The sequence below is a fragment of the Nannocystis sp. RBIL2 genome (assembly GCF_026626745.1).
Lineage (GTDB): Bacteria > Myxococcota_A > Polyangia > Nannocystales > Nannocystaceae > Nannocystis.
In genome coordinates, this window is sequence record NZ_JAPNJW010000002.1 from 972375 (window position 1) to 993395 (window position 21021).

Consider the following 21021-nt stretch of genomic DNA (forward strand, 5'->3'; position numbering starts at 1 on the left):
GTGACCCTCGCGCATAACCTCGCCAAGACTGCAACCTTCGTCCTCACCGCCACCCTCGCGCTCGCTGCCTGTCGCGGCGAAGATCCGCTGGCCGGCGCGACCGCCACCGAGACCTCGACCACCACCGGGGACGGCACGAGCACCACGACCGGCACGGAGAACCCGACGACCAGCACCACGTCGTCCTCCAGCTCCACCACCGCCGACGACACGACCACCGACGCCACGCCGACCACCACCAACATGTCGGCCGGCTTCATCACCACCGACACCACGCAGGGCACCACCGGTCCGGGCAACCCGCAGCCGAACGGCGGCAACTGCGTGAGCGACGACGACTGCGAGTCGATGAACTGCTACACGAGCCCGCTGTTCCCCGACGGCGGCATCTGCTCGGAGTGCAACGAGGACTCCGACTGCGTCGAGGCCGGCACCGGCATCTCCTGCTCGCTCGGGCCCAGCGGGGCCACCTGCGCCGCCGGCGGCTACGGCAACCAGTGCATGTCGCAGGACGCCTGCCAGGACGGCCTCATCTGCGGCCCCGCGGTCGACATCCCGATCCCCGGCGTCATCCCCGACACCTGCGGCGAGTGCTCCGACTCGGGCGACTGCGACATGGACAAGATCTGCACGCCCGAGCTCGACATCCAGGCCTTCAGCGGCGCCAAGAAGTGCGTCGAGCCCGGCAGCGTCGAGAACGGCGCCCTCTGCCCGCTCGGCGAGGACGACGCCGACGCCGCCTGCGCCTCGGGCCAGTGCGGCGAGGTCAGCGTCATGGGCTTCTTGACCCTCGGCGTGTGCGGCGAGTGCAAGACCGACGCCGACTGCATGGGCGGCACCTGCACCCCCGGCTCACTCGGCCAGGGCGGCGCCATGGGCAGCGTCTGCGAGTGACCCGCAGCGCCTGAGCCCCCAGAGGCCCGCCGGCGCATCGCGCCCGCGGGCCTCGCTCGTGGGTCGATCCTTCGTTCGGATGACCCAATGGACATGCCCGGAAATACATGCCCCATCGGTCACCAACAGATCGAGGCGCTCTACATCAAGACCCTCGGCCACGGCAGCGAGATGAAGTGGTGGGCCGAGGACGGCCCCGAGAGCGCCGGCGACGCGCTCGCTACCCCGACGAGGACAACCCAAAGACTTCGACTCGATCTGCCCCGACTACTTCGACGGTGGCCCGCCCGAGGCGATCGCCACGGCGCCCGCGGGCCCGGCCAGCGAGGGATCGCTCCATCGGCTCGCCGCGCCCCGCCCTCGGCGCTCCGCGTCACTCCGCCGCGCGGCTCAGCCACTCGCGGCGGCCCTTGCTCCCGGCCTGGAACGCGATCCCCGAGGCTGCCTCTCCGGCCATGTCCCAAACGCCCTGAGCCCAGATTCCTGCCCCGAGGAGCATGCCCGAGAGGACAGCCGCCACCACCAGGGCCGCGCGCCGCGGTCGGGTCGGCCGCTCCGTCTGCCCCGGGGCGGGCGTCAGCGCGGCGAGCAGCGGGCGCAGGCAGGCCCAGCCGACCAGCGCGCTGCCGACCGCCGCGGCCGCGGCCATCGCCCGCACCAGCACGTTGCTGTCCTCGAGGACAGCCGTGAACAACCACCAGCGCCCCGGCAGCCCGGCGGTGGGCGGCGCCCCGGCCAGCGCCAGGGCGCAGATCGCCAGCGAGGCCGCGAGCACCGGGCTGCGACGCACCGCGCCGGCCAGGTCGACCAGCCCGCGGTTGGCGTGGACCGAAGCCGCAGCGGCCATCGCCGCCATCGCCGCCAACACGAACACCCCGTGACCGATCACGGCGGCAGTCACCGCCGCCTCCGCCGCAGTGTGCCCCCAGAGGTAGTGATCTGCGACCTCGAGCCCGCCTGCGCGCAGCCCCGCGTGCGCGACGAAGTTGGCGGCCGCCGCGATCGCCAGCAGCGTCAGCCCGACCTGCGCCGCGCCGGCCCACGCCAGCAGGCGCCGCAGATCGGCGGCCCGCACGGCACGGATCCCGCAGACCACGACCGAGACGCCGGCGAGCACCGCCGCCGCGGTGCCCCAGCCGTAGGGCGCGTAGACCACCCGCGGGGTGTGCAGCGCCGCCACGAACACGCGGATCAGCGCCGCCACCGCGGCTGTCCTCACGACCAGCTCGGTCGCCACCCAGCCGCACAGCCCCGCGCGCCCGGCCACCCGCGTGCGCCCGGCCAGCAGCGGGAACACGCCGGCGCGGACCAGCAGCCCTGCCAGCACCAACAACGCCCCCGGGATGTACAGCGCCGCCGGGGCCATGCCCTCGACCGCAGCGTCGCGGGCGTGGGCGATGAGCCCCGCCGGCAGCTCATTCTTGGCCTGCAGCACGTCCACTGCGGCCTGCGTCGTGTGGGCGCCCCAGCGCAGGAACACCGCGCCGACGCGGGCGCCGAGCTCGTGCAGCCGCACCGTCCCGGTCGCCGCGACCACCAGCCCGACGCCGAGCCACAGCAACGCCGCGCCGAGCCCCTGTCCCAAGAGCCAGGTCCTCGCCGACTCGCGCCCCGCCGCCGCGGCCCCCTCCGCCGGCTCGCCCTCGCGGCCTGCGGCCAGACACAGCCCGCCCGCCAGGGTCGCCAGCTCGAGGCCGACGCACAGGCTCGCCCAGTCGGCCGCCCGCGCCGCCAACATCGCCCCCGCGCCCGCGAGCAGCAGCATGCCCCGACCCCACGCCGCGCGCGGATCGGTGCCAGGCCGCGGATCTGCGATCACCGCCGCGAGCAGCACCGCGACCAACAGCGCGTCGAACAGCGCCGCCAGTCGATCGACGACGATCGCCCCGCGCGCCTGCAGCTCGCCGACCAACTCGGGCGCGGTCAACCCCGCGAGCGCCGTCGCCAGCGCGAGCGCCAGCCCGCCCGCCGGCACGACCCGGCCGAGCGCGAGCCGTCCGAGCGCCGCCGGTTGCCCCGCGCGCGCCGCCAGCAAGCTGAGCACGCCCCAGAGCCCGACGATCAACACCGAAGCGAACGGCACCAGCCCCTCACTCACCGCGCACCCGCCTCTCCTCCGCGCTCGCCAGTCCGGCGCGCAGGCCCGCGAGAGGCGACTCGCAGCGCGTCGGCAGCACCGGCGGCAGCAGCACCGGCACCACCCGCGGGTCGACCAGTGCCAGGCAGCGCTGCAGCGCGCTCGCGCGGACCCACGCCTCGCCGGCCTGGTCCACGCGCGCGAGCACCAGGTTCGGCCGCGCGATCGCCACCGCCGCCACCACGGCCAGGGCCGCGGCCGACCAGCGCGCGGGGACATGCTCCGAAGGACCTGTCGCAGGCGCCATGTCCCCGACGACATGACCCTTCGGACCTGTCCCACGAATCATCGCCGAGCCGGCCAGCCCGAGGGCCAGCGCGGCCCCGCAGGCGCACCACGGCCCGAGCGCGGCGAGCGTCAGATCGGCCGGACGCAGCGCCGCGCTGCTCACCAGCGCCCCCGCCAACCCCGCCGCGAGGCCGAGCACCACGCGCGTGACCGTCCCGGCGCGCGCCAGCCCCGGCTGCCCGAGCCCGGCGACCACCGCGAGGAGCAGCGCCCCCGCCAGCCCCTCGTGCGTCAGCGTGGCCACGCCGACCACCGCGACGCTCCAGCCGACCAGCGCGATCCGGGCCGCGCGGCGGTCCGGATCGACCTCCGCGCGCGCCGACAGCCCGGCGTAGACCGCCCCCAGCGTCGCCAGAGCTGCCAGCCACGGCGCCGTCGCGGCCGCGCCCAGCGGCACCAGCGGCGCCCACAGCCGGATCAACACGTCGAGCCCGAGCCAGCGGACCGGCCCCGCCAGCAGGCGCGCCGTCCCGCGCGAGCCCGCGCCTGTCCCTTCGACCAACCCCGCGTGCAGCGGCCACAGCCCGATCGCCAGCGTCCCCGCCAGCGCCAGCGCGGCCGCCAGCGCCGTCCCTGCCCCCCCTGGCACGCGCACGCTCGCCATGTCGACCAGCGCCGCGCTCCACGTCCCGCCGCTCGCGCCGCGATGGGCCACGGTCAGGCCCGCGGCGACCAGCAGCACCGCACCTGCCCCGAGGGACAGGAACAGCGCCAACGCCCGGCCGGCGATCCGCCCCTCGGCCTCGCTCGCCCGCACTCCCAGGAGCCCCAGCACCAGCGCCGGCGCCAGCGCCCACGCGGCCGCCAGCAGCAGCGCGTCGTCGGCCAAAAGTCCGACCAGCACCGTCCCCTGCAGCGCCAGCAGCCCGGCCAACCGACCTCGGCGGCGCGTCTCCTCCTCGAGCACCGCGAGCAGCCCCGCGATCGCCGTCGCCACCAGCCCGAGCGCCGACAGCGGGCCGATCGCCAGGCGCAGCGCCACCCCGCGGCCGAGCCACGGCGCCTCGATCGCCGCCGTCCCCGCCGCGCAGGCGATCGCCGCCGCCACCCCGAGCGCAGTCGCTCCCAGGGCGCAGACCCGGGCCGCCCGCCGCGGCAGCAACAACACCGCCAGGGCGGCGAGCCACGGCAGCGCCGCGACGATCCGCAGATCCGCCAGCGCGCTCACTGCCGCCCTCCTGCGGGCCCAGCCCCCGACGCGCCTACCTGACCCTGCCCTGCAGAACCTGCCCCTCCGGACATGTCTCCAGCGCCAGCCTTCGTCGCCTCGCCGGCCTGCGCCGAACCTGTCCCTCCGGGCATGTCTCCAGCGCCAGCCTTTGTTCCGCCGACCTGATCCGAACCTGTCCCTCCGGGCATGTCTCCAGCGCCAGCCGTCGCTCCGCCGGCCTGCGCCGAACCTGCCCCTTCACGCATGTCTCTCGGGCCAGCCTCTCGCGTCCCCGCGGGCACCGGCTCAGGGACCGCGCCGCCCGCGGAGGCACCTGCCCCTTCGGGCATGTCCTCCGCGCCAGCCCCCGCCGGCGCCTCGATGCGCGCCGGTTCGAACTCTCCGGCCGCACCTGCCCCTTCGGGCATGTCCTCCGTGCCAGCCGGTAAATCTCCGCGCGGCGCCGGGCCGATGTCTTCGCCCTGCCCCTCCAGCCCCGTCCCCGGTCCGCGGACGCTCGTCTGCGCCGGCGCCTCCGCGCTCCCGCGGCGGGCGCCGGCCATCGCCGCATCGAGGCCGCCGAGGTCGACCGGATGCACCCGCGTCGGCCCGAGCACTGCCACGTCGGGGTTGCAGAACACCGAGCCGAGGATCGCCAGCGCCCCGGCGGTCGCCAGCAGCAGCGGCCCGCGAAGATCGAAGCGGCCCGGCGCGACGGTCACCCGCTCGTCACCTGGCCACAAGGTCAGGCGACCGACCAGCCGCTCGCCCAGCCGCAGCAGCCGCGGGATCGTCGGTCCGGCCGCTCCCGCGGCGCGCGAGCGCGGACGGCTCGCCGGGCGGACCCGCGGCGCGAGCACCAGCCCGATCACCATCGCGGCCGCCACCAGCCCTGCGCCGACGACCGGCCCCACGATCCACGCGTCCGGCCGGGGCCCCAGGGCGTAGGCGCCCTCGAACATCCGCCCGCTCACGAACAGCGGCCAGATCCGCTGCGCCAGCGGCCACAGCCCGGCAGCCACCGCCCCGAGCGCCAGCGCCCCCGCGACCCCGAGCAGCAGCGGCGGCGCCTCGGGCCGCGGCCAACCTGGCGCATCGGTCCTGTCCCCCAGGACACGTCGCACCGCGCTCGCCGAGCCCGCCACGCCCACCAGCGCCAGCGCTGGCGCCACCAGGTTGATGCCCGACGACCACGCGCTGAGGTCGTTCCACAGCGCCACCACTGCCGGCCCGAGCGCGATGGCGAGGCCGAGCCCCGCCACGCCGACGATGCCCGCTCGCAGCGGTCGCGGCGCGAACAGCCCTGCGATCGGGGCCGCCCACGCCAGCCCGCCCGCGAGGAGCAGCTGCGCCGCAGCGATCGGCTCGCCGATCGCTATCGTCGCGGTCGCGATCGCCAGAGTCGCCGCCGTCCCGCACGCCAGCGCGCGCGCGCTCGTGCGGGCGCGCGCCGCCTCGATCCCCGCCCACGCCGCCGTGCCCGCCGCCGCCGTGGTGAGCAGCGCCAGCGCAGTCGGGGCCGTCGCCAGCGCCACCTGCGTCCGCAGCAGCACCACCGCCAGCGCCGGCGCCGCCACGCACGTGGCCACCAGCGCCGGCGCCGGGCCCTCGGCCCACGCGCGCGCCAGCAGCCGCGGCCACGCCAGCGCCCACGCCAGCGCCGCGGCCCCGGCCGCCAGGGTCGCCACCGCCCCCGGCGGCAGCCCGAACAACGGCCCGCCGATCTGCCCGCGGACCAGCTGCGAGCGCTCCTGCGCGAACGAGGCCCGCTCGAGCCGCATCAGGTCGAAGTCGCCCGCGGCGCCCAGCCAGGCCAGGATCGCCAGCGACAAGCCCGCCCCGACCAGGCCCAAAAGCCATGTCCGATCGGGCATGTCCGAAGACACATGGTCTCGCGGCCATGCCCTGAGGGCCAGCACGACCAGGCCGACCCCGCTCGCCAGCTGGGCCAGGGTCCCGCCGCTCGCCAGCACCAGCGCGCCGCCGGCGGCCAGGGCCAGGCGCGCGCCCGGGCGGCCGCCACCGGCTGTCCCGAAAGCCAGGTTGGCGACGACCCCGAGCACCAGCGCCGCCAGGGCCACCACCGCCAGCGCCAGGCCGAGCCCGTCGAGCTGGACGATCCAGTCGATCGTCGTCGTGCGGCCGACGCGGATCCACTCGAGGCGGTGCTCGAGCTGGTTGCGCTGGATCGCCTGCCACAGCACCAGGCAGGCCAGCACCGCCGCCACCAGCGCCCCGCGGGCCGCGGCTGCGCTGGCCGAGGCCACGCCCCAGCGCCGCTCCAGCGGCCCGACCAGGCCGACGAGCGCGAGTCCGACCGCGGCCGGGAGCAGCGTCGCCGCCAGCGCGCCCATCACGAACCTTCCCGGTCCGGCGCGGCCTGCAGCGTCGCCAGCACCACCGCGTAGGCGCCGGCGAGCGCGAGCAGCAGCGCCGCCAGGCCGTGGATGTCGGCGGCCGCCCACGCGCGCGCGGCCCCGACCAGCACCGTCGCCGCGCCGACCAGCATCACCACCAGCGCCAACGTCCGCGCCCACCCGTCAGGGCGCAGCAGCACGCCCGCGAGCCCGAGCAGCCACAAGCCGCTGGCCAGGTAGTAGACGTGGGTGATGGGCACGCGCGGTCTTATATCCGATGCCGCGGCGGCCCGGCGCACGCGGCTGCCGCCACAACGATCACGAGCCCGACGCCGAGCAGCGCCGGCGCGCCCGCGAGGGCGGCACCCAGCCCCGGAAGCTCGCCGAACCCGGAGCCCGGCGCCAGCTCGCGGCCCGTCCACAGGAACTGGCGCGCCCACGTCCCGACCAGCACGAACACCAGGCCCGCCACCGCGCCTGCCACCGCCGCGATCCGCCGCGCCCCGAGCCTCGCCGGCGGCGCGTCACCGCCCGCGTGGTCCGCAGGAGCGCCCGCGCGCGCGGGGCCACGCGCGACCGTCATCACCAGGCCGGCCGCGCCCACCGCCGCGATCGTGACCAGCGCCAGGCCGGTCGCCTCGTACAGCAGCATCACCCCGGCGAGCGCCAGCGCCAGCACCACCGGCGCCCACGTCGGCGCGCGCCACACCGCGGCCGCACCGGCCGCCAGCGCGACCGCGGCGAACGCGGCGAACAGCGCGACCGTCATCATCCCCGCTTGTAGCTCGGATCGATCTTCATGCACACGGCGCGGTCGCCGAGCACGAAGTTGGGGTCACGGCGGATCTGCGGGTCGATCTCCTCGACCGAGGCCGTCGTCGCGCCGAGCTTGCCGGCGAAGAAGTCGGTCGCGTCGGTGGTGACGAGGTAGACCTGCTGGACCCCGAGCATGCGCGCGCGCCGGAGGATCCCGTCGGCCAGCATCCAGCCGAGGCCCTCGCCGCGGCGCTCGCGGTCGATCGCCAGGTTGAACAGCAGCGCCTGCGGACCGACCATGCGCAGCGACACGCAGCCGACCACCGCGCCCTCGGGCTCGCGGATGATCAGCGTCTCGGTGGTGTCGCCGGGGATCGTCGGCGCCAGCCCGTACGAGGCGCACAGCGCGTGCACCGACGGCAGGTCCTCCGGGGTCGCGAACATCACCGCGTCGCCGAGCGCCTTGAGGATCTTGTCGCCGAGCCCGCCGAACGAGCCCGACGAGAGCAGCAAAATCGTGTCGCCCGGCGCGGCCTCGGCGAGCACCGACTGCGCGAGGTCGTCGACGTCGGCGTGGGCCAGCGCCTCGATGCCGTGGGCGCTTATCGCCTTGGCCAGCGCCTGCGGGTCGAGGCGCAGGTCCGGCGGGATCTTCTCCGGACGGAACAGCGGGCCGACGTGCACGCGCGAGGCCGCGGCGAAGCTCTCGGCGTAGCCCTCGGAGAACACCGCCCGCCGCGACGACGCCGAGCGCGGCTCGAAGCACACGAACAGGCGGCCGTTGGGGAAGCGGCGACGGATCGCGGTGGTGGTGAGGCGCACCGCCGTCGGGTGGTGGGCGAAGTCGGTGACGACGCGGATCCCGCTGGCGATGCCGAGCAGCTCCTGGCGCCGCTTGACACCGAGGAACCGGCGCACCGCGTCGTGCAGCGCCGGCACCGACGCGCCCTCCTGGCGAGCCACTGCCAGCGCCGCGAGCACGTTGCCGAGGTTGTAGGTGCCGACCAGAGTGGTCTGGAATTCGCCGAGGCTGGTGCCGCGCTCGAACACCTCGAACACCATCATGCCGCGGCCGCGCTTGGCCTCGACGCGGCAGGTGTAGTCGGCGGAGCGCGGGTCGTCGCCCTCTGAGCCGGTGGAGTCGAGCACGCGGTAGGTCGTGACCTTGCAGCGGGCCGCGCGCGACACCTCCATCGCCCCGGCATCGTCGGCGCAGACCACCAAGTCGCCCTCGGGCGGGATGAGCTCGACGAAGCGGACGAACGCCGCCTTGACCGCGTCGAGGTCGGCGAAGATGTCGGCGTGGTCGAACTCGACGCTCGTGACGATCGCGCGGAACGGGCGGTAGTGGAAGAACTTCGAGCCCTTGTCGAAGAAGGCGGTGTCGTACTCGTCGCCCTCGAGCACGATCGCGGGCCCGCGGCCGAACAGATAGCCGCGCCCGAGGTTGATCGGCACGCCGCCGACCAGCGCGCTCGGCTGCTGCCCGGCGACCTGCAGCATCCACGTCAGCAGCGACGACGTGGTCGTCTTGCCGTGCGTGCCGGCCACCACCAGCGCGCGGCGCTCGGGCAGCACCACCTTCTCGAGCAGCGACGGGAAGCTCTCGAGCGCGAGCCCGCGCGCCTGGGCGCCGACGACCTCGACGTGTTCGCGGCCGCACACGTTGCCGACGACCACGAAGTCCGGCTCCCAGTCGAGGTTCTCGGGCGCGAACCCTTCGAAAACGGGGATCTTGGCCGCCTCGAGCTGGGTCGACATCGGCGGGAACAACTGGGTGTCGGACCCGCGGACGTCGTGGCCGGCTTCCTGTAGAAGCCCTGCGAACGCGCCCATACCGGTGCCGCCGATGCCGATGAGGTGGACCTTCAAAGCGGCGGCAAGGATGGACCGCTCCCGCGCGGACGGTCAAGCCGGCCCACGGGTGCGACCGGACACACGCGCGGCGACTCGGTCTCTGGCGCGCCCCGCGAATTGATGCACAAGAAGAAGTGGCGTCGGTCGTCGGCGCAGTTGGTTCGCCGGGGTGAGGGCCATGGGAGATCTGACCGTTCGTCACGAGCGCCGTGCCTTCCCGCGCGTGCGTGTCCGCATCGACTCTCTGGTCCACACGCCCGAAGGCCAGGTGCGCGGGCAAACCCTGGACCTCTCCGCCGGCGGCGCCTTCGTCACCACGGCGCGCTCCGTCGCCGTCGGCACCTCGGTGCGCCTGACCATGCACCGCGGCGACGCCAAGAACCCGCTCGTGCTCGACGCCGAGGTCGTGCGCCTCGGCGGCACCCGCGAGGGCCGCTTCCCCGGCCTCGGCCTGCGCTTCGTCGGGCTCACCGAGCTCGAAGCCACCTTGCTGCAGGCGATGCTCAGCAGCGCCGCCTGAGCTATAGATCGCCGCGCATGCTCGACCTCAAGGCCAAGCTCGCCGCCGCCGGCCTCGTCACCCCGGAGCAACTCGCCGCCGCCGAGCGCAAGAAGGCCGGCAAGCCGGCCGGCAAACCCGCCGCCAAGCCCGCCCCCGCCGCGCCGGCCAAGCCCAAGTCGGGCCTCGACGTCGCCGCCCTGCGCAAGGCCGGCAAGAGCGAGATCTACGACACCTGCCGCCGCGTCGTGGAGCGCACGCGCCTCGACCCGGTCGGTGGCCTGCCGAGCGAGCGCGCCGAGGCGTTCCACTTCCCCACCGACAAGGGCTCCCTCGGCCGCCTCACCCTCGAGCCCGAGCTACACGCCGAGATCGCCGCGGGCCGGGCCGCCATCGTCGCGTACATGAGCCACCACGGCCTGGCCCACTGCGTCGTCCCGCGCGCCGTCGCCGAGGACCTGGCCGAGGTCGTGCCGCTGTGGCTCCGCGTCTGCAAGGACCACCCCGCCGCCGGCCAGCTCGCGCCGCCCCCTCCCCCCCGCGAGGACCGCGGCGCAAAACCGACGCAATCGGGCTAGCCAACCCCACCGGCCTGTGTTACACACCGCCTCCCCGGTCGCCCGGGGCACCACGTCAGCAATACGGCGATTATAGCTCAGCCGGTTAGAGCGCTCGGTTGTGGTCCGAGAGGTCATGGGTTCGAATCCCATTAATCGCCCTCCAAAAAGCAAGTTCAGCGCCCCACAGCCTCCGGCTCGTGGGGCGCCCTAGCTTTCGGGCCCGCGTTCGCCCGGCACCAGCCCGGAGCTCCCTGCGACCTCCGGCGCGCCGACCACCGCGCCGGCGCTGCCGCCTCGAGCGCGGCGCGGTCCGTCCGCTTCCCGGGTGCAGCTCCCGCCGAGCCCGGCGCGTCCGGCCGGGTCCGGCGTGCGTGCTCGCTCGCTCCCGCGGATCGTCGCCGCAGTCCGTGCGGGCCGTCCGGCGTGCTACCCTGCACGGGTTCCACGCACGGCAATTCGCCGCGCGTCTCGCCCCCATGACGCCGCACAGAGTCGCGTGACAGGTCGCACGCCAAAGACTCACGCCCTCGCTGCGGCTGCAGCCTTTGCCGGCATCCTTCAGCTCGTCGCCACGCTCGAGCTGTCGCTGTCCAGCGATGCCGCGGTCATGCGCGCCGCTCGCGAGGGCCCGACGATCTATCTGCTCGTCGCCGCCGCGCTGGCGATCGGCGCCGGCTTGGTGGTGTGGCAGCGTCACCGGCCGCTGCACGTATGCGTCGCCATGGGCCTGCCCGCGGTGGTGGTCGCGGCGCTGCTGGTGGGCCTGCGCGGCTCGCTCCTCGGCCTCGCCTACCACGGCGAGCTCCTGCTGCATCACTTCCTCGCCGTCCTGTGCGCCGCGGCCTGCGTCGCGGTGGCGATCGGCTGGGCCGCCGATCCGAAGCTCGGGCGCACGCGCCTGATCCCCGCGATCCCGGCGTTCGCCGGCGCGGCGCTGCTGCTGGCCGAGCACCTGTCACGCGCCCCCGACGCGCCCATCGGTCTCTTGGGACAGGTCGGAACGGCCAGCCTGCTGCTGTCCGCCCCGCTCGCGCTCGCGGCCCTGTGGTCGCAGCTCCAGCCGCTCGCGCTGCGCTGGGGCGCAGTCGCCCTGCTGATGCCGCTCGCGGTCCGCTGCGCGCTCGGGGGCAAGTCTGTCCTTTCGGGCATGCCCCTCGGGACAGAGGGCGCCGCGCCGATCCTCGTCAGCGTCGGCGTGGCTGCCCTGCTCGGCGTCGCGGTGATGCGCCCCCGGGCCGAGCGCGGCCTCCACGGCGCCGCGCTCGGCCTGTCGGCGGTCGCCTGCTTCACCCTGCACCGCGGCTACACCCTGCGCTTCGGCGAGCTCGAGGCCGCCGTCGGCCAGCTCGCGCGCTCACTGCTCGGCTTCGAGCTGCCCTACCCCGGCTATCTCCCGGGCTGGCGGATCGTCGGCGGCATGCTGGCGCTGTTCGTCGTGTTCGCGCTAACCACCACCTCGCTGCTGTCGCGCCGCGATCACGTGCGCGGCCTCTGCCTGGTGATCCTCCTGTGCGCCGGCCTCGGCCTGTCGACGCCCCAGCTCGTGCTGATGACCGGCGCCGGCCTGCTGCTCGCGCTCGACACCGTCGTCGGCGCGCCGGCCCCCGCCCCGCGGACGCAGGCCCCGACGCGCCCGCTCGAGGCGATCGTCACCGAGGCCGCGGCCCTGCTCGAGCTGCCGGCGCCGACCGTGCTCGAGCAGCAGCGCGGGGCCGTGATCGCCCTGCGCGGCGAGGTCGCGCGCGTCGCCGTCGACCTGCGCGCCCGCCAGGACCGCGGCGTCTGGCACGTCGTCCTGCAAGCGGGCGTGCTCGGCCGCGGCGCGCCCGACGTCGAGCTCGTCCCGGGCCGCCCGGGCGACGAGCCGCACCCGCTCGTCGCCGGCCACCGCGCCCGCGGCGACGCCCGCCGGCTCGAGCGCCTGCCCGAGTCGTTCCTCGTGGCCCTCGCGCCGTTCCCCGAGCACCGCACCCGCGTGTGGCCGGGCGGCTGCCAGGTCGAGCTCGGCGGTCACCTCGAGGCGCTCGACGCCGCCGCGCTCGCGGCTGTCCTCCGGGGCATGTCCGAAGCGACCTAGCACCGCGGACATGTCCATCCGGACATGCCCTCTCGGACCGCTCAGAACCGCAGCCGGACCTCGAACTGGGCCCCGATCGGCTGCTGGAACTGGGTCTGCACGCCGAAGTTGCCCTGGGCCGGCAGGACCGTGCGCTGGAAGAAGGCCGTCGGCGCGTTGGCGGTCTGGACCTTGGCGTGCTTGAGGTCGTCGAAGTCGCCGCCGGCGATCGCCCGGCTCTGCGAGAACGAGTAGGTCTCGTCGACCCGCAGCACCGCCTTCGAGTTGGTCAGGTTGACCAGGCGCGCGACCACCTCGAGCTCGAGCTCGCCCGGCAGCGGGTAGGCGTAGGAGATGCCGAGGTTGGCGAAGTAGTTGGGCTCGAGCCGGCCGCCGGCCCCGCGCGGCAGCACGTACACCAGCGACAGCCCCGAGTAGCGGTTGTTGTCGGCGTAGACGCTGATCGGCGAGCCCGACTGGTAGCGGAGGTTGAGCCCGAGAGTGAGCCGGCCGCCGCGGCGGAGGTCGAAGGTGTAGTAGCCGTCGAGCTTGAGCTGGTGGGGCCGGTTGTCCCACAGCGGCCCGTAGCTGTTGCGCACCAGCTCGGGGATGTCGTACGTCGTGCTCGCGCCGATGTTGATCGCGCCGGTGTTGCGGTCGACGAACCCGTCGTAGTTGCCGATCAGGCGGCTGTAGACGTAGCTGCCCTGGAACACCCAGTTCTTGGCGAAGCGCTTGGTGAGCTGGAACACCCACGCGTCGTAGTTGCGGATCGGGCGCGAGAACAGGCCGCCGATCGAGCTGAACGAAGACGCCAAAAAGTCGCAGCGGCTGAGCTCGCGGATCACGTTCTGCCGCTGCGGGTCGTCGGCGGCGGTGGCGTCGGCGGTGGCCTGCAGCGCGGCGCAGCGCTCCTCCTGGCGGGCGATGTCGGCTCGCGACACCGACTCGCCCGGGTTGGCCAGCAGGAAGTTGAGGCCGCCGTTGGGCGACACGTCCTCGATCGCCCGCCCGAGCCCGTCGTGCAGCCAGCGCACCCCGACCAGCAGGTCCTCGACCACCTCGTGCTCGTAGCCGGCGTTGAAGCGCTGCACGTACATGCCCTTGAGGTCAGGTACGACCGCGCCGAAGGTCAGGCCGCTGGTGTTCGTGTTGCCGTCGGTGCAGTACTCGGTCGGCGCGCCGTTATCGAGCCGGTCGTGCGTCACCCCGCCGATCGTCACCGGCGTCTCGCAGTCGGAGTTGCGGTACGAGCGGGTGACGTTGACCAGGCCGCCGAAGATCCGGTTGCCCAGGATCGCCGGGATCTGGGCGTAGAACCACCCGTAGCTGACGTACAGCCGGCTCTTGCCCTCGTCGGTCCAGTCGTACACCAGGCTCGCGCGCGGGGCGACGTTGTCGGCGATGAGCAGGCCGCGCCGGCCGAACACGTCGCGCAGCTCCTGCATCTCCCAGCGCACGCCGCCGGAGACGTAGAGGTTCGACAGGATCGACCACTTGTCCTGGACGAAGAACGCGTAGTTCTGGCTCGACAGCGACGAGGCGTAGGCCGGCACTCGCACTCCCGCGCCCACCGGCGTGGCGATCGCCCGCAGGTCGTCCTGCTCGTAGCGCACGCGGCCGAAGCCGAGCGTCTGCCGCTGATCCGGGTTGTCCGACTGGACCAGGATCACGCGGTTGTTGTTGACCCGGGTGGCGGTGCTGATGTCGTACTGGCCGCTCGCCGAGTCGAAGCAGTACTCGCCGCCGCCGACCTGGCCCTGGGGACAGTTGGCGTAGAAGTCCGGGTCGTTGCCGCCCGAGTAGGCCGAGCGCTGGCGGATCTGCGAGCCGTCGATCTCGATCCCGTACTTGAACTGGTGGGCCCCGGCGCGCTTGCCCGAGAAGAAGTGCGTCAGCGCGAACCCGCCGCCGATCCGGTCCTGCTGCGTGGCCGAGTGCGAGCCGATGCCGCCCGACAGCCATACCCGCGTCGGGCACGTCAGGCCCGGCAGGTTGGAGTCGTTGCACGCGTCGCCGACGCCCTGCACCAGCCGCACCGCGTCGTCGCGGTCGAGCAGGTCGTACAGGTTGCGGCCCTGGGTGTCGCGCTCCTGCGTCAGCGGGATCTGGCGCATCCGCTCGTGGTCGAGCTTCCACGCCTGCTGGCTGCGCAGGCGCGTGTAGTAGAGGTAGCCGTCGATCTCGAGCTTGTCGTTCAGCGCCCGCCCCTCGTACTCGAGCCCGACGCCGGTGCCGTTGCCGTAGTCGACGCCGAAGCTGTCGTTGACCACGCCCGAGGCGACCCGCGAGGCGCCACCGAGCGTCGCGTTCGGGTTGGTGCCGAACGCGTTGGGCTCGGACCCCGGCGGCTGACGGAAGCTGCGCCGGCGGAAGTTCGGCCCGCCACCGCCGGACAGCCGCAGGCGGTGGCGCGGGCTTATCTGCCAGTCGAGGCTGGCCGTCCAGCCGAGGTCGAAGCGGCCGGTGCGGAACTTCTGCTCGGCGAACTTGACGGTGTCGATGTAGTTGCCGTTGGCCGCGCAGTCGTTGACGCCGTTGGCGTAGGGGCAGGTCTCGTAGCCGCCCGAGAGATCCTTGTCGCGCCGGCGGTAGAACGACTGCACCAGCGAGTTGTTGCTGCCGCCCGGGGCCACGCCGACGGCGAAGAACAGCTTGTCGCGCACGATCGGGCCCGACAGCGTGACCACGCCCTGCATCTCGTAGTTGTAGATCTCGGCCACGCGCAGCGACTCGTCGGTGGCGTCGATGAAGCGCGGCTGGGCGATCCGCGGCGTGAAGCGGAACAGCGCCACCCCGCGCAACTTGTTGGTGCCGCCGATCCTGCGCGCGCGCACCAGGCCGCCGCTGGCCCCGCCGTTCTCCGCGTCGAACACCCCCTCGACCACCTCGACCTCGTCGACGAACTCCTGGACGATGCTCGCGCCCACGGTGCCGAACGCCGGGCTGGTCGAGTTCTGGCTGTCGACGACGTACTTGTTCTCGGCACTGGTGGCGCTGGCGATCCGGACCCCGCCGGCGTCCTTGCCCGCGAGCGGGGCGATGTCGACTACGGCGGTGTAGTCGCGGCTGGTGCCGCCGATCGGGACCTTGCGCATCCGCTCGACGTCGACCTTGGTGACGCTGGCGCCGTCGGTCCGGATCGGCGCCGCGTCGACCACGATCGTCTCGACCCACCGCTGATCGGGCGCGAGCTGAAAGTCGATCCGCACCTTCGCCCCCGGGATGAGCTCGACGATCCGGTTGAGGTCGTTCTCGCGGTACAGCACCTGCACGGTGTAGATGCCGGGCGGCAGGTCGCGGAAGGCATAGATGCCGTCGGCGTTGGTCTGCGTCTCGCGCGTCCCCTGCAGGCAGTTGCACTGCGCGATCACGAGGACGCCAGCGAGCGCCTCGCCGGTCTGCTTGTCCTTCACCGCCCCGTTCAGGCCCGCGTTCTCGAGCGCCCGCGCCGTCTGCGGCGCCGCGAAGGCCAGCACCGGCGCGCCGACGAGCACCGCCGTCGCCAGCGCGGCGCAGCGAGGTCGGTGACGGACGCGGCTCGGCATGGTCGTCTCGACAGTAGGCGAAGTCGCGGCCGCACGGTTCGCTCCCCGATCGGACCGCGCTGCAGCGAACAGGACGCCCTCCGCAGACGCCCCCACCCGGGCCCGTGGTTTCAGCCGCGCGACGTGAGGAAGCGAGCCGCCGCGGCGCCCCGCCGACCTGCCCCGAAGACCAGAGCGCTCGCGTGGCTTCTCGGCGCCGAGCGACCCCGGGGTCGAACGCTCTGCCCCGAAGACCAGAGCGCTCGCACAGCGAGCCGGTACGCGGCCCACCGCCCTGTCTCCGAAGCTCAGGGCGCTCGCGCAGTCTCGAAGCCGAGAGACCCCGGCGCCGAGCACCTGTCCTGAAGCCCGGCCTGAATCTACATGGCCCTAAAGCCAGGTCTCCGTCGCTTCGCCGGCTCGGCCTTCGAACGGACCGCGCAGGCGGTGGGCGATGATGCGGACCGGTGTGCGCCGACGACCTGTCTCCAAAACCAGGTCGCCGCCGCGCGCCGGCTCGTCCCTCGAACGGCCGCGCAGGCGGTGAGCGAAGATCGGCGTGCGCCGATGACCTGGCCCGAAAGCCAGGTCGTCGCCGCGTCCTCGGCTCAGCCCTCGAACGGGCCGCGCAGGCGGTGGGCGATGAAGCGGGCCAGGTGTTCGCCGGCGATCGGCTCGGCGTCGGCGGCCTCGGCGAGCAGCAGCGCCTCGGTGAGGTAGCCGGTGGTCAAGGCGATCTTGCGGGCGCCGGCCTGCATGGCAGCCTCGCCGCGGGACATGTTCGCCTTGACCTGGCCGATGAGGCTACGGACCCCGGCGCGCAGCGTCGCCAGATCGCCGGCGGCGACGTTGGCGTACGAGCGCTCGGCGCGGGCGGCCAGATCCTGGACCAGGGCCGTGAACGCCCCCTCGCGGGCCTCCGCGCGCAGCACGTCGAGCGACAGCACGTTGGTCGTGCCCTCCCAGATCGTCAGCACTTGCGCGTCACGGAGCAGCCGCGGCACGCCCGTGTCCTCGACGTAGCCGGCGCCGCCGAAGCACTCGAGCGCCTCGGACGCGATCGACACCGCCTGCTTCGCGGTCGTCAGCTTGGCGATCGGGATCAGCGCGCGCAGGCGCCGGCGCTCGGCCTCGGTGGCGGTGCCGGCCTCGCTGCGCCCGAGCAGCGCGGCGCCCTCGAGCACCAGCGCGAGCACTGCCGCCGCTTCGGCGTCCATGTCGTCGAGCGTGGTCTGGTGCAGCGGCAGGTCGATGAGCCGGGCCCCGAACGCCGAGCGGCGCGTCGCGTAGTCGCGGGCCAGGGCGCAGGCGCGACGGATCCCCGACGCCGACGCGATCGCGTTGTAGAGCCGCGTCACGTTGAGCATCCCGGAGATGTTGGCCACCCCGCGGCCGGGCTCGCCGATCAGCGTCGCCTCGACCCCGTCGAGCGTCAGCTCGGCCGTCGGCAGCGCCTTGGTGCCGAGCTTGTCCTTGAGCCGGTTGACCTGGATGCCCGTCCAGCCGCGGCCCGGCTCGCGCCCGATCTCGACGCAGAACAGCGACAGGCCGCGCGAGCCCGGCGTCGTGCCGCCGTCGTCGATGCGCGCCAGGGTCAGCGCCATCTCCGAAGTCGTCGCCGACGTGAACCACTTGACCCCGTGCAGCGTGTAGCGCCGCTCGTCGCCGACCACCCGCGACGGCCGCGCGATCGTCTCGCTGTTGCCGACGTCCGAGCCACCTGTCCTCTCGGTCATCCACTGGCCCGAGGTGATGAACTTGTCGGGGTCGCGCGCGGTCAGGCCTGCCACCAATCGATCGCGCAGGCCGCCTGGCGCCTGGTCGAGCAGCACCCGCGTCGCCGCGTCGGTCATTGCCAGCGGGCACGAGTACGTCGCGGATGTCCCCGAGAACAGGTACAAAAGGACAGCCTGCGCCACGCGCCGGTGCTCGCCGAGGCGGTCGTCGTAGCCGGTGGCGACGAGGCCGTGGCGGGCCGAGAACTTGCGCAGCTCCTCCCACGCGGGCGAGGTCCGGATCTCGTCGATCCGCCGGCCCCACGGGTCGTACGCCACGTGGACCGGCGGCTCGGCCTCGGCGCGGATCATCCAGTCCCACAGCTCGCCCGTGGTCGCGCGCCCGATCGCCTCGTACTGCGGCCGGATCTCCTGCAGCACCTCCGGCGGCAGGCGCTGGCGCAGCAGCGCGTGCAAGGGTTCGTCGCTGGCGAACAGATCGGGACGGCCTGGCGCTTCCTGGAAGAACATGCGCGATCCGTAGCACGATTCGCCGCCCGTTCGTCGCGGCCTCCATCAGCCGCCGCTCGGCACAGCTTCTACTCGCCGGCGCGGCTGCATGCGGCGACCCCCGACGCACCCGACGTCGCGTCTCCGCCGCCTCGCGCGCTTCGACACCGGCCCCAGGCGGCCGCTCGATCGGGCACGAGCTCAGCGGTCCGCGACGACCCGCCGCAGCGCCAGGCTGCTCACCACCACCGTCACGCTCGACAGCGCCATCGCTCCGGCTGCGAGCGCCGGATCGAGCGCGCGCAACCATCCCGGCAGGCTGCTCAGCGGGTACAGCGCGCCGGCCGCGATCGGGATCAGCACGAGGTTGTAGGCCGAGGCCCAGAACAGGTTGCGGCGGATCGTGCGGACCGTCGCCCTGCCGATGGCGAGCGCGTCGAGCAGCCCGCGCAGGTCGCTGCGCAGCAGCGTCACGTCGGCGGCGTCGACCGCGACGTCGGTCCCGCTGCCGATCGCCACGCCGACGTCCGCCTGCACCAGCGCCGGTGCGTCGTTGACCCCGTCTCCGACCATCGCCACCGAGCCCGCGCGCTGCAGCGCGGCCACGGTCGCCGCCTTGTCGGCCGGCAGCACCTCCGCGTACACGTCCGCCGCCTCGATCCCGACCATCGACGCGATCGCCAGCCCGGTCGCCCGGCGGTCGCCCGTCAGCAGCGCGACCCGCAGCCCCTGCCCGCGCAGCGCCGCCACCACCTCGCGCGCCTCGAGCCGCGGCGCGTCGGCCAGCGCGATCGATCCTAAAAATTGCCCGTCGCGCGCCACGTACACGCGCGTGCGGCCCGGCGGATCGCCTGCCCCATCGAGCATGTCCCGAGCGCCATGCGATCGCGTCGAATCGGCGACCGAACCTTCGGACATGTTCTCGAGGGCAGCAACACCATCGGCCGAGCCGCGCGCGCCTGGAGTCACACCTGCGCTTTCGGACATGTCCTGAGAGACGGCGTCGGCCGGGGCGTGGAGTCCTGCGCCAGACTCTGCATCGACTCTTTTGGACATGTCCTGAGAGACATTCGAGCGCTCTTCCGCGCCCTCGCCCGGTCGCTCCGTCCGCACACCCGTCACGCCTTGCGAAGCGAGCCAGGCTTGCGTCCCGATCCACACCTCCGCCCCGTCGACCAGCGCTCGCAGGCCTCGCCCGCCGATCGCTCGCACCCCGGTCGGCGTCGGCAGCTGCGCCCCGCGGGCCCGCGCGGCAGCCACGATCGCGCGGCCGAGCGGGTGCTCGCTGCCCTGCTCCGCCGCCGCCGCCAGGGCCAGCAGCTCGTCCTCGGACACGCCCGGCGCCGGCGTGATCGCCTGCAGCTCGGGGCGGCCGAGAGTCAGCGTCCCCGTCTTGTCGAACACCACCACGCGGACCGCCCGCATCGCCTCGAGCGCCGCGCTGTTCTTGAACAGCAGACCGCGGCGCGCCGCCGCTCCGGTGGCGACCACGATGGCAGTCGGCGTCGCCAGCCCGAGCGCGCACGGACACGCGATCACCAGCACCGCGACCGCCCGCATCAGCGCGTGCGCGGCCCCGTGCGACGACAGCAAGAGCCATGTCCCGAAGGTCAGGAGCGCCAGGCCGACCACCACCGGCACGAACACCCCCGCGATCCGATCGACCAGCGCCTGCACCGGCGCCTTGCTGGCCTGGGCCGCGCGCACCAGGCGGACGATCTGCGACAGCGCCGTGGCCGCGCCGACCCGCGTCGCGGTCACGCGCAGCAGCCCCGGCCCGTTGATCGTCCCGCCGGCCACCGCGTCGCCGACGCCCTTGGCCACCGGCAGGCTCTCGCCGGTCAGCACGCTCTCGTCGACCGCCGACTCGCCCACGATCACGCGACCGTCGACCGGGATGGCCTCGCCCGGGCGGACCACCACCACGTCGCGGACCTTGACCGCCTCGGCGGGCAGCTCGACCTCGACCTCGTCGCGGACGACCCGGGCCTTGCGCGGTCGCAGCTCGAGCAGCGAGCGCAGCGCCTCGCCGGCGCGGCCGCGGGCGCGCGCCTCGAGCAGCCGGCCGAGCGCGACCAGGGTGACGATCGCCGCGGCTGTCTCGAAGTACAGGTGATGCCCGACCGCCGGCGCGAGCACCACCGGCACGCTGGCGGCGAACGCCACCCCGGCCCCGAGCGCCACCAGCACGTCCATGTTGGCCCGGCCGGCCCCCAGCGCCCGCGCGGCCCCGCGGAAGTGCGGCCCGCCGGTGTACGCCAGCACCGGCAGCGTCAGCGTCAGCATCAGCCACGGCAGCCACGGCCGGTCGTCCAGCGCCCCGAAGTCGCGCGCCATGCTGACCGCCATGAGCGGGGCGGTACACGCCGCGCCGACCACGAAGCGGCGCCAGCTGGCCCGAAGTTCGGCCGCGCGCGCGGCTGTCTCGACGGACAGGTCGGTCGCGTCGGCGCCGACGATCACCCCGAAGCCCGCGCCCTCGACCGCCGCCACCAGCGCCCCGCGGGTCGCCGGGGCCGTCGCGGCGAGCGCGACGGAGGCGGTCTCGCTGGCGAAGTTGACCTGCGCCGCCGCGACCCCGGGCACCCGCGACAACGCGCGCTCGATCGTCTGCGCGCAGTTGGCACAGCGCATCCCGGTCAGCGCGAGGTCGACCGATTCGGCCGCGGAGGCGGAGGCGTTCACGCGGACCCGAGCATAGCCGAGCGCCGCGGC

Annotated in this window: 13 protein-coding genes and 1 tRNA gene; 5 read left to right on the top strand and 9 right to left on the bottom strand. The window is 74.2% G+C overall.

Annotation, left to right across the window (positions count from 1 at the left end):
- On the top strand, window positions 1–894 hold the full coding sequence (locus OV090_RS29075) for a hypothetical protein (protein WP_267707886.1): 894 nt from the start codon (window positions 1–3) through the stop codon (window positions 892–894).
- Window positions 895–1267: 373 nt separating this feature from the next.
- Here OV090_RS29075 and OV090_RS51015 read toward each other — a convergent pair whose 3' ends face one another.
- Genes OV090_RS51015 through OV090_RS29105 form a run of 6 tightly spaced genes read right to left on the bottom strand, consistent with a single transcriptional unit; the run spans window position 1268 to window position 9454 of the window.
- Window positions 1268–2977: a proton-conducting transporter membrane subunit gene (locus OV090_RS51015; RefSeq protein WP_267707887.1), complete on the bottom strand. Its 1710-nt coding sequence runs from the start codon at window positions 2975–2977 to the stop codon at window positions 1268–1270.
- A 7-nt stretch (window positions 2978–2984) separates the two neighbouring features.
- Window positions 2985–4487, bottom strand: coding sequence for a hypothetical protein (locus OV090_RS29085; RefSeq protein ID WP_267707888.1), 1503 nt, complete (start codon window positions 4485–4487; stop codon window positions 2985–2987).
- Window positions 4484–6823 (bottom strand): hypothetical protein, encoded by a 2340-nt coding sequence (locus tag OV090_RS29090; RefSeq protein WP_267707889.1) that lies wholly within the window; start codon window positions 6821–6823, stop codon window positions 4484–4486. The genes OV090_RS29085 and OV090_RS29090 overlap by 4 nt, the downstream gene beginning before the upstream one ends.
- Window positions 6823–7086 (bottom strand): hypothetical protein, encoded by a 264-nt coding sequence (locus tag OV090_RS29095; RefSeq protein WP_267707890.1) that lies wholly within the window; start codon window positions 7084–7086, stop codon window positions 6823–6825. Before OV090_RS29095 ends, OV090_RS29090 begins: the two co-directional genes overlap by 1 nt.
- An 8-nt stretch (window positions 7087–7094) precedes the next feature.
- Complete coding sequence (locus OV090_RS29100; RefSeq protein ID WP_267707891.1) at window positions 7095–7598, bottom strand: hypothetical protein; 504 nt, start codon at window positions 7596–7598, stop codon at window positions 7095–7097.
- Window positions 7595–9454, bottom strand: coding sequence for a GNAT family N-acetyltransferase (locus tag OV090_RS29105; RefSeq protein ID WP_267707892.1), 1860 nt, complete (start codon window positions 9452–9454; stop codon window positions 7595–7597). The genes OV090_RS29100 and OV090_RS29105 overlap by 4 nt, the downstream gene beginning before the upstream one ends.
- 163 nt (window positions 9455–9617) lie before the next feature.
- Between OV090_RS29105 and OV090_RS29110 the strand changes: the two genes are divergently transcribed.
- From OV090_RS29110 to OV090_RS29125, 4 genes are all read left to right on the top strand, one after another.
- Window positions 9618–9959: a PilZ domain-containing protein gene (locus OV090_RS29110; RefSeq protein ID WP_267707893.1), complete on the top strand. Its 342-nt coding sequence runs from the start codon at window positions 9618–9620 to the stop codon at window positions 9957–9959.
- 17 nt (window positions 9960–9976) lie between these two features.
- Entirely contained in the window at window positions 9977–10516 is a 540-nt protein-coding gene (locus OV090_RS29115; protein ID WP_267707894.1) for a hypothetical protein, read from the top strand.
- Window positions 10517–10581: 65 nt separating this feature from the next.
- Window positions 10582–10657: transfer RNA gene (locus OV090_RS29120), tRNA-His, on the top strand.
- A 448-nt stretch (window positions 10658–11105) separates the two neighbouring features.
- The gene (locus OV090_RS29125) at window positions 11106–12575 is read left to right on the top strand and encodes a hypothetical protein (RefSeq protein WP_267707895.1); all 1470 of its coding nucleotides are present in this window, start codon (window positions 11106–11108) and stop codon (window positions 12573–12575) included.
- A 41-nt stretch (window positions 12576–12616) separates the two neighbouring features.
- On the opposite strand, the gene OV090_RS29130 is transcribed toward OV090_RS29125, so the two are convergent.
- The 3 genes from OV090_RS29130 to OV090_RS29140 all read right to left on the bottom strand — a co-directional run bounded on the left by OV090_RS29130 (window position 12617) and on the right by OV090_RS29140 (window position 20991).
- The gene (locus OV090_RS29130) at window positions 12617–16102 is read right to left on the bottom strand and encodes a TonB-dependent receptor (protein ID WP_267707896.1); all 3486 of its coding nucleotides are present in this window, start codon (window positions 16100–16102) and stop codon (window positions 12617–12619) included.
- Window positions 16103–16689: 587 nt separating this feature from the next.
- Window positions 16690–18327 (bottom strand): acyl-CoA dehydrogenase family protein, encoded by a 1638-nt coding sequence (locus OV090_RS29135; RefSeq protein WP_267707897.1) that lies wholly within the window; start codon window positions 18325–18327, stop codon window positions 16690–16692.
- Between the two features lie 180 nt (window positions 18328–18507).
- Window positions 18508–20991: a heavy metal translocating P-type ATPase gene (locus OV090_RS29140; RefSeq protein ID WP_267707898.1), complete on the bottom strand. Its 2484-nt coding sequence runs from the start codon at window positions 20989–20991 to the stop codon at window positions 18508–18510.
- Between the last annotated feature and the right edge of the window lie 30 nt (window positions 20992–21021).

What these genes read in the sequence shown, in the direction of transcription:
- OV090_RS29130 (WP_267707896.1), bottom strand. Translation starts at nt 16,102, where the DNA reads ATGCCGAGCCGCGTCCGTCACCGACCTCGCTGCGCCGCGCTGGCGACG.
- OV090_RS29125 (WP_267707895.1), top strand. Translation starts at nt 11,106, where the DNA reads ATGCGCGCCGCTCGCGAGGGCCCGACGATCTATCTGCTCGTCGCCGCC.
- OV090_RS29100 (WP_267707891.1), bottom strand. Translation starts at nt 7,598, where the DNA reads ATGATGACGGTCGCGCTGTTCGCCGCGTTCGCCGCGGTCGCGCTGGCG.
- OV090_RS29135 (WP_267707897.1), bottom strand. Translation starts at nt 18,327, where the DNA reads ATGTTCTTCCAGGAAGCGCCAGGCCGTCCCGATCTGTTCGCCAGCGAC.
- OV090_RS29115 (WP_267707894.1), top strand. Translation starts at nt 9,977, where the DNA reads ATGCTCGACCTCAAGGCCAAGCTCGCCGCCGCCGGCCTCGTCACCCCG.
- OV090_RS29090 (WP_267707889.1), bottom strand. Translation starts at nt 6,823, where the DNA reads ATGGGCGCGCTGGCGGCGACGCTGCTCCCGGCCGCGGTCGGACTCGCG.
- OV090_RS29110 (WP_267707893.1), top strand. Translation starts at nt 9,618, where the DNA reads ATGGGAGATCTGACCGTTCGTCACGAGCGCCGTGCCTTCCCGCGCGTG.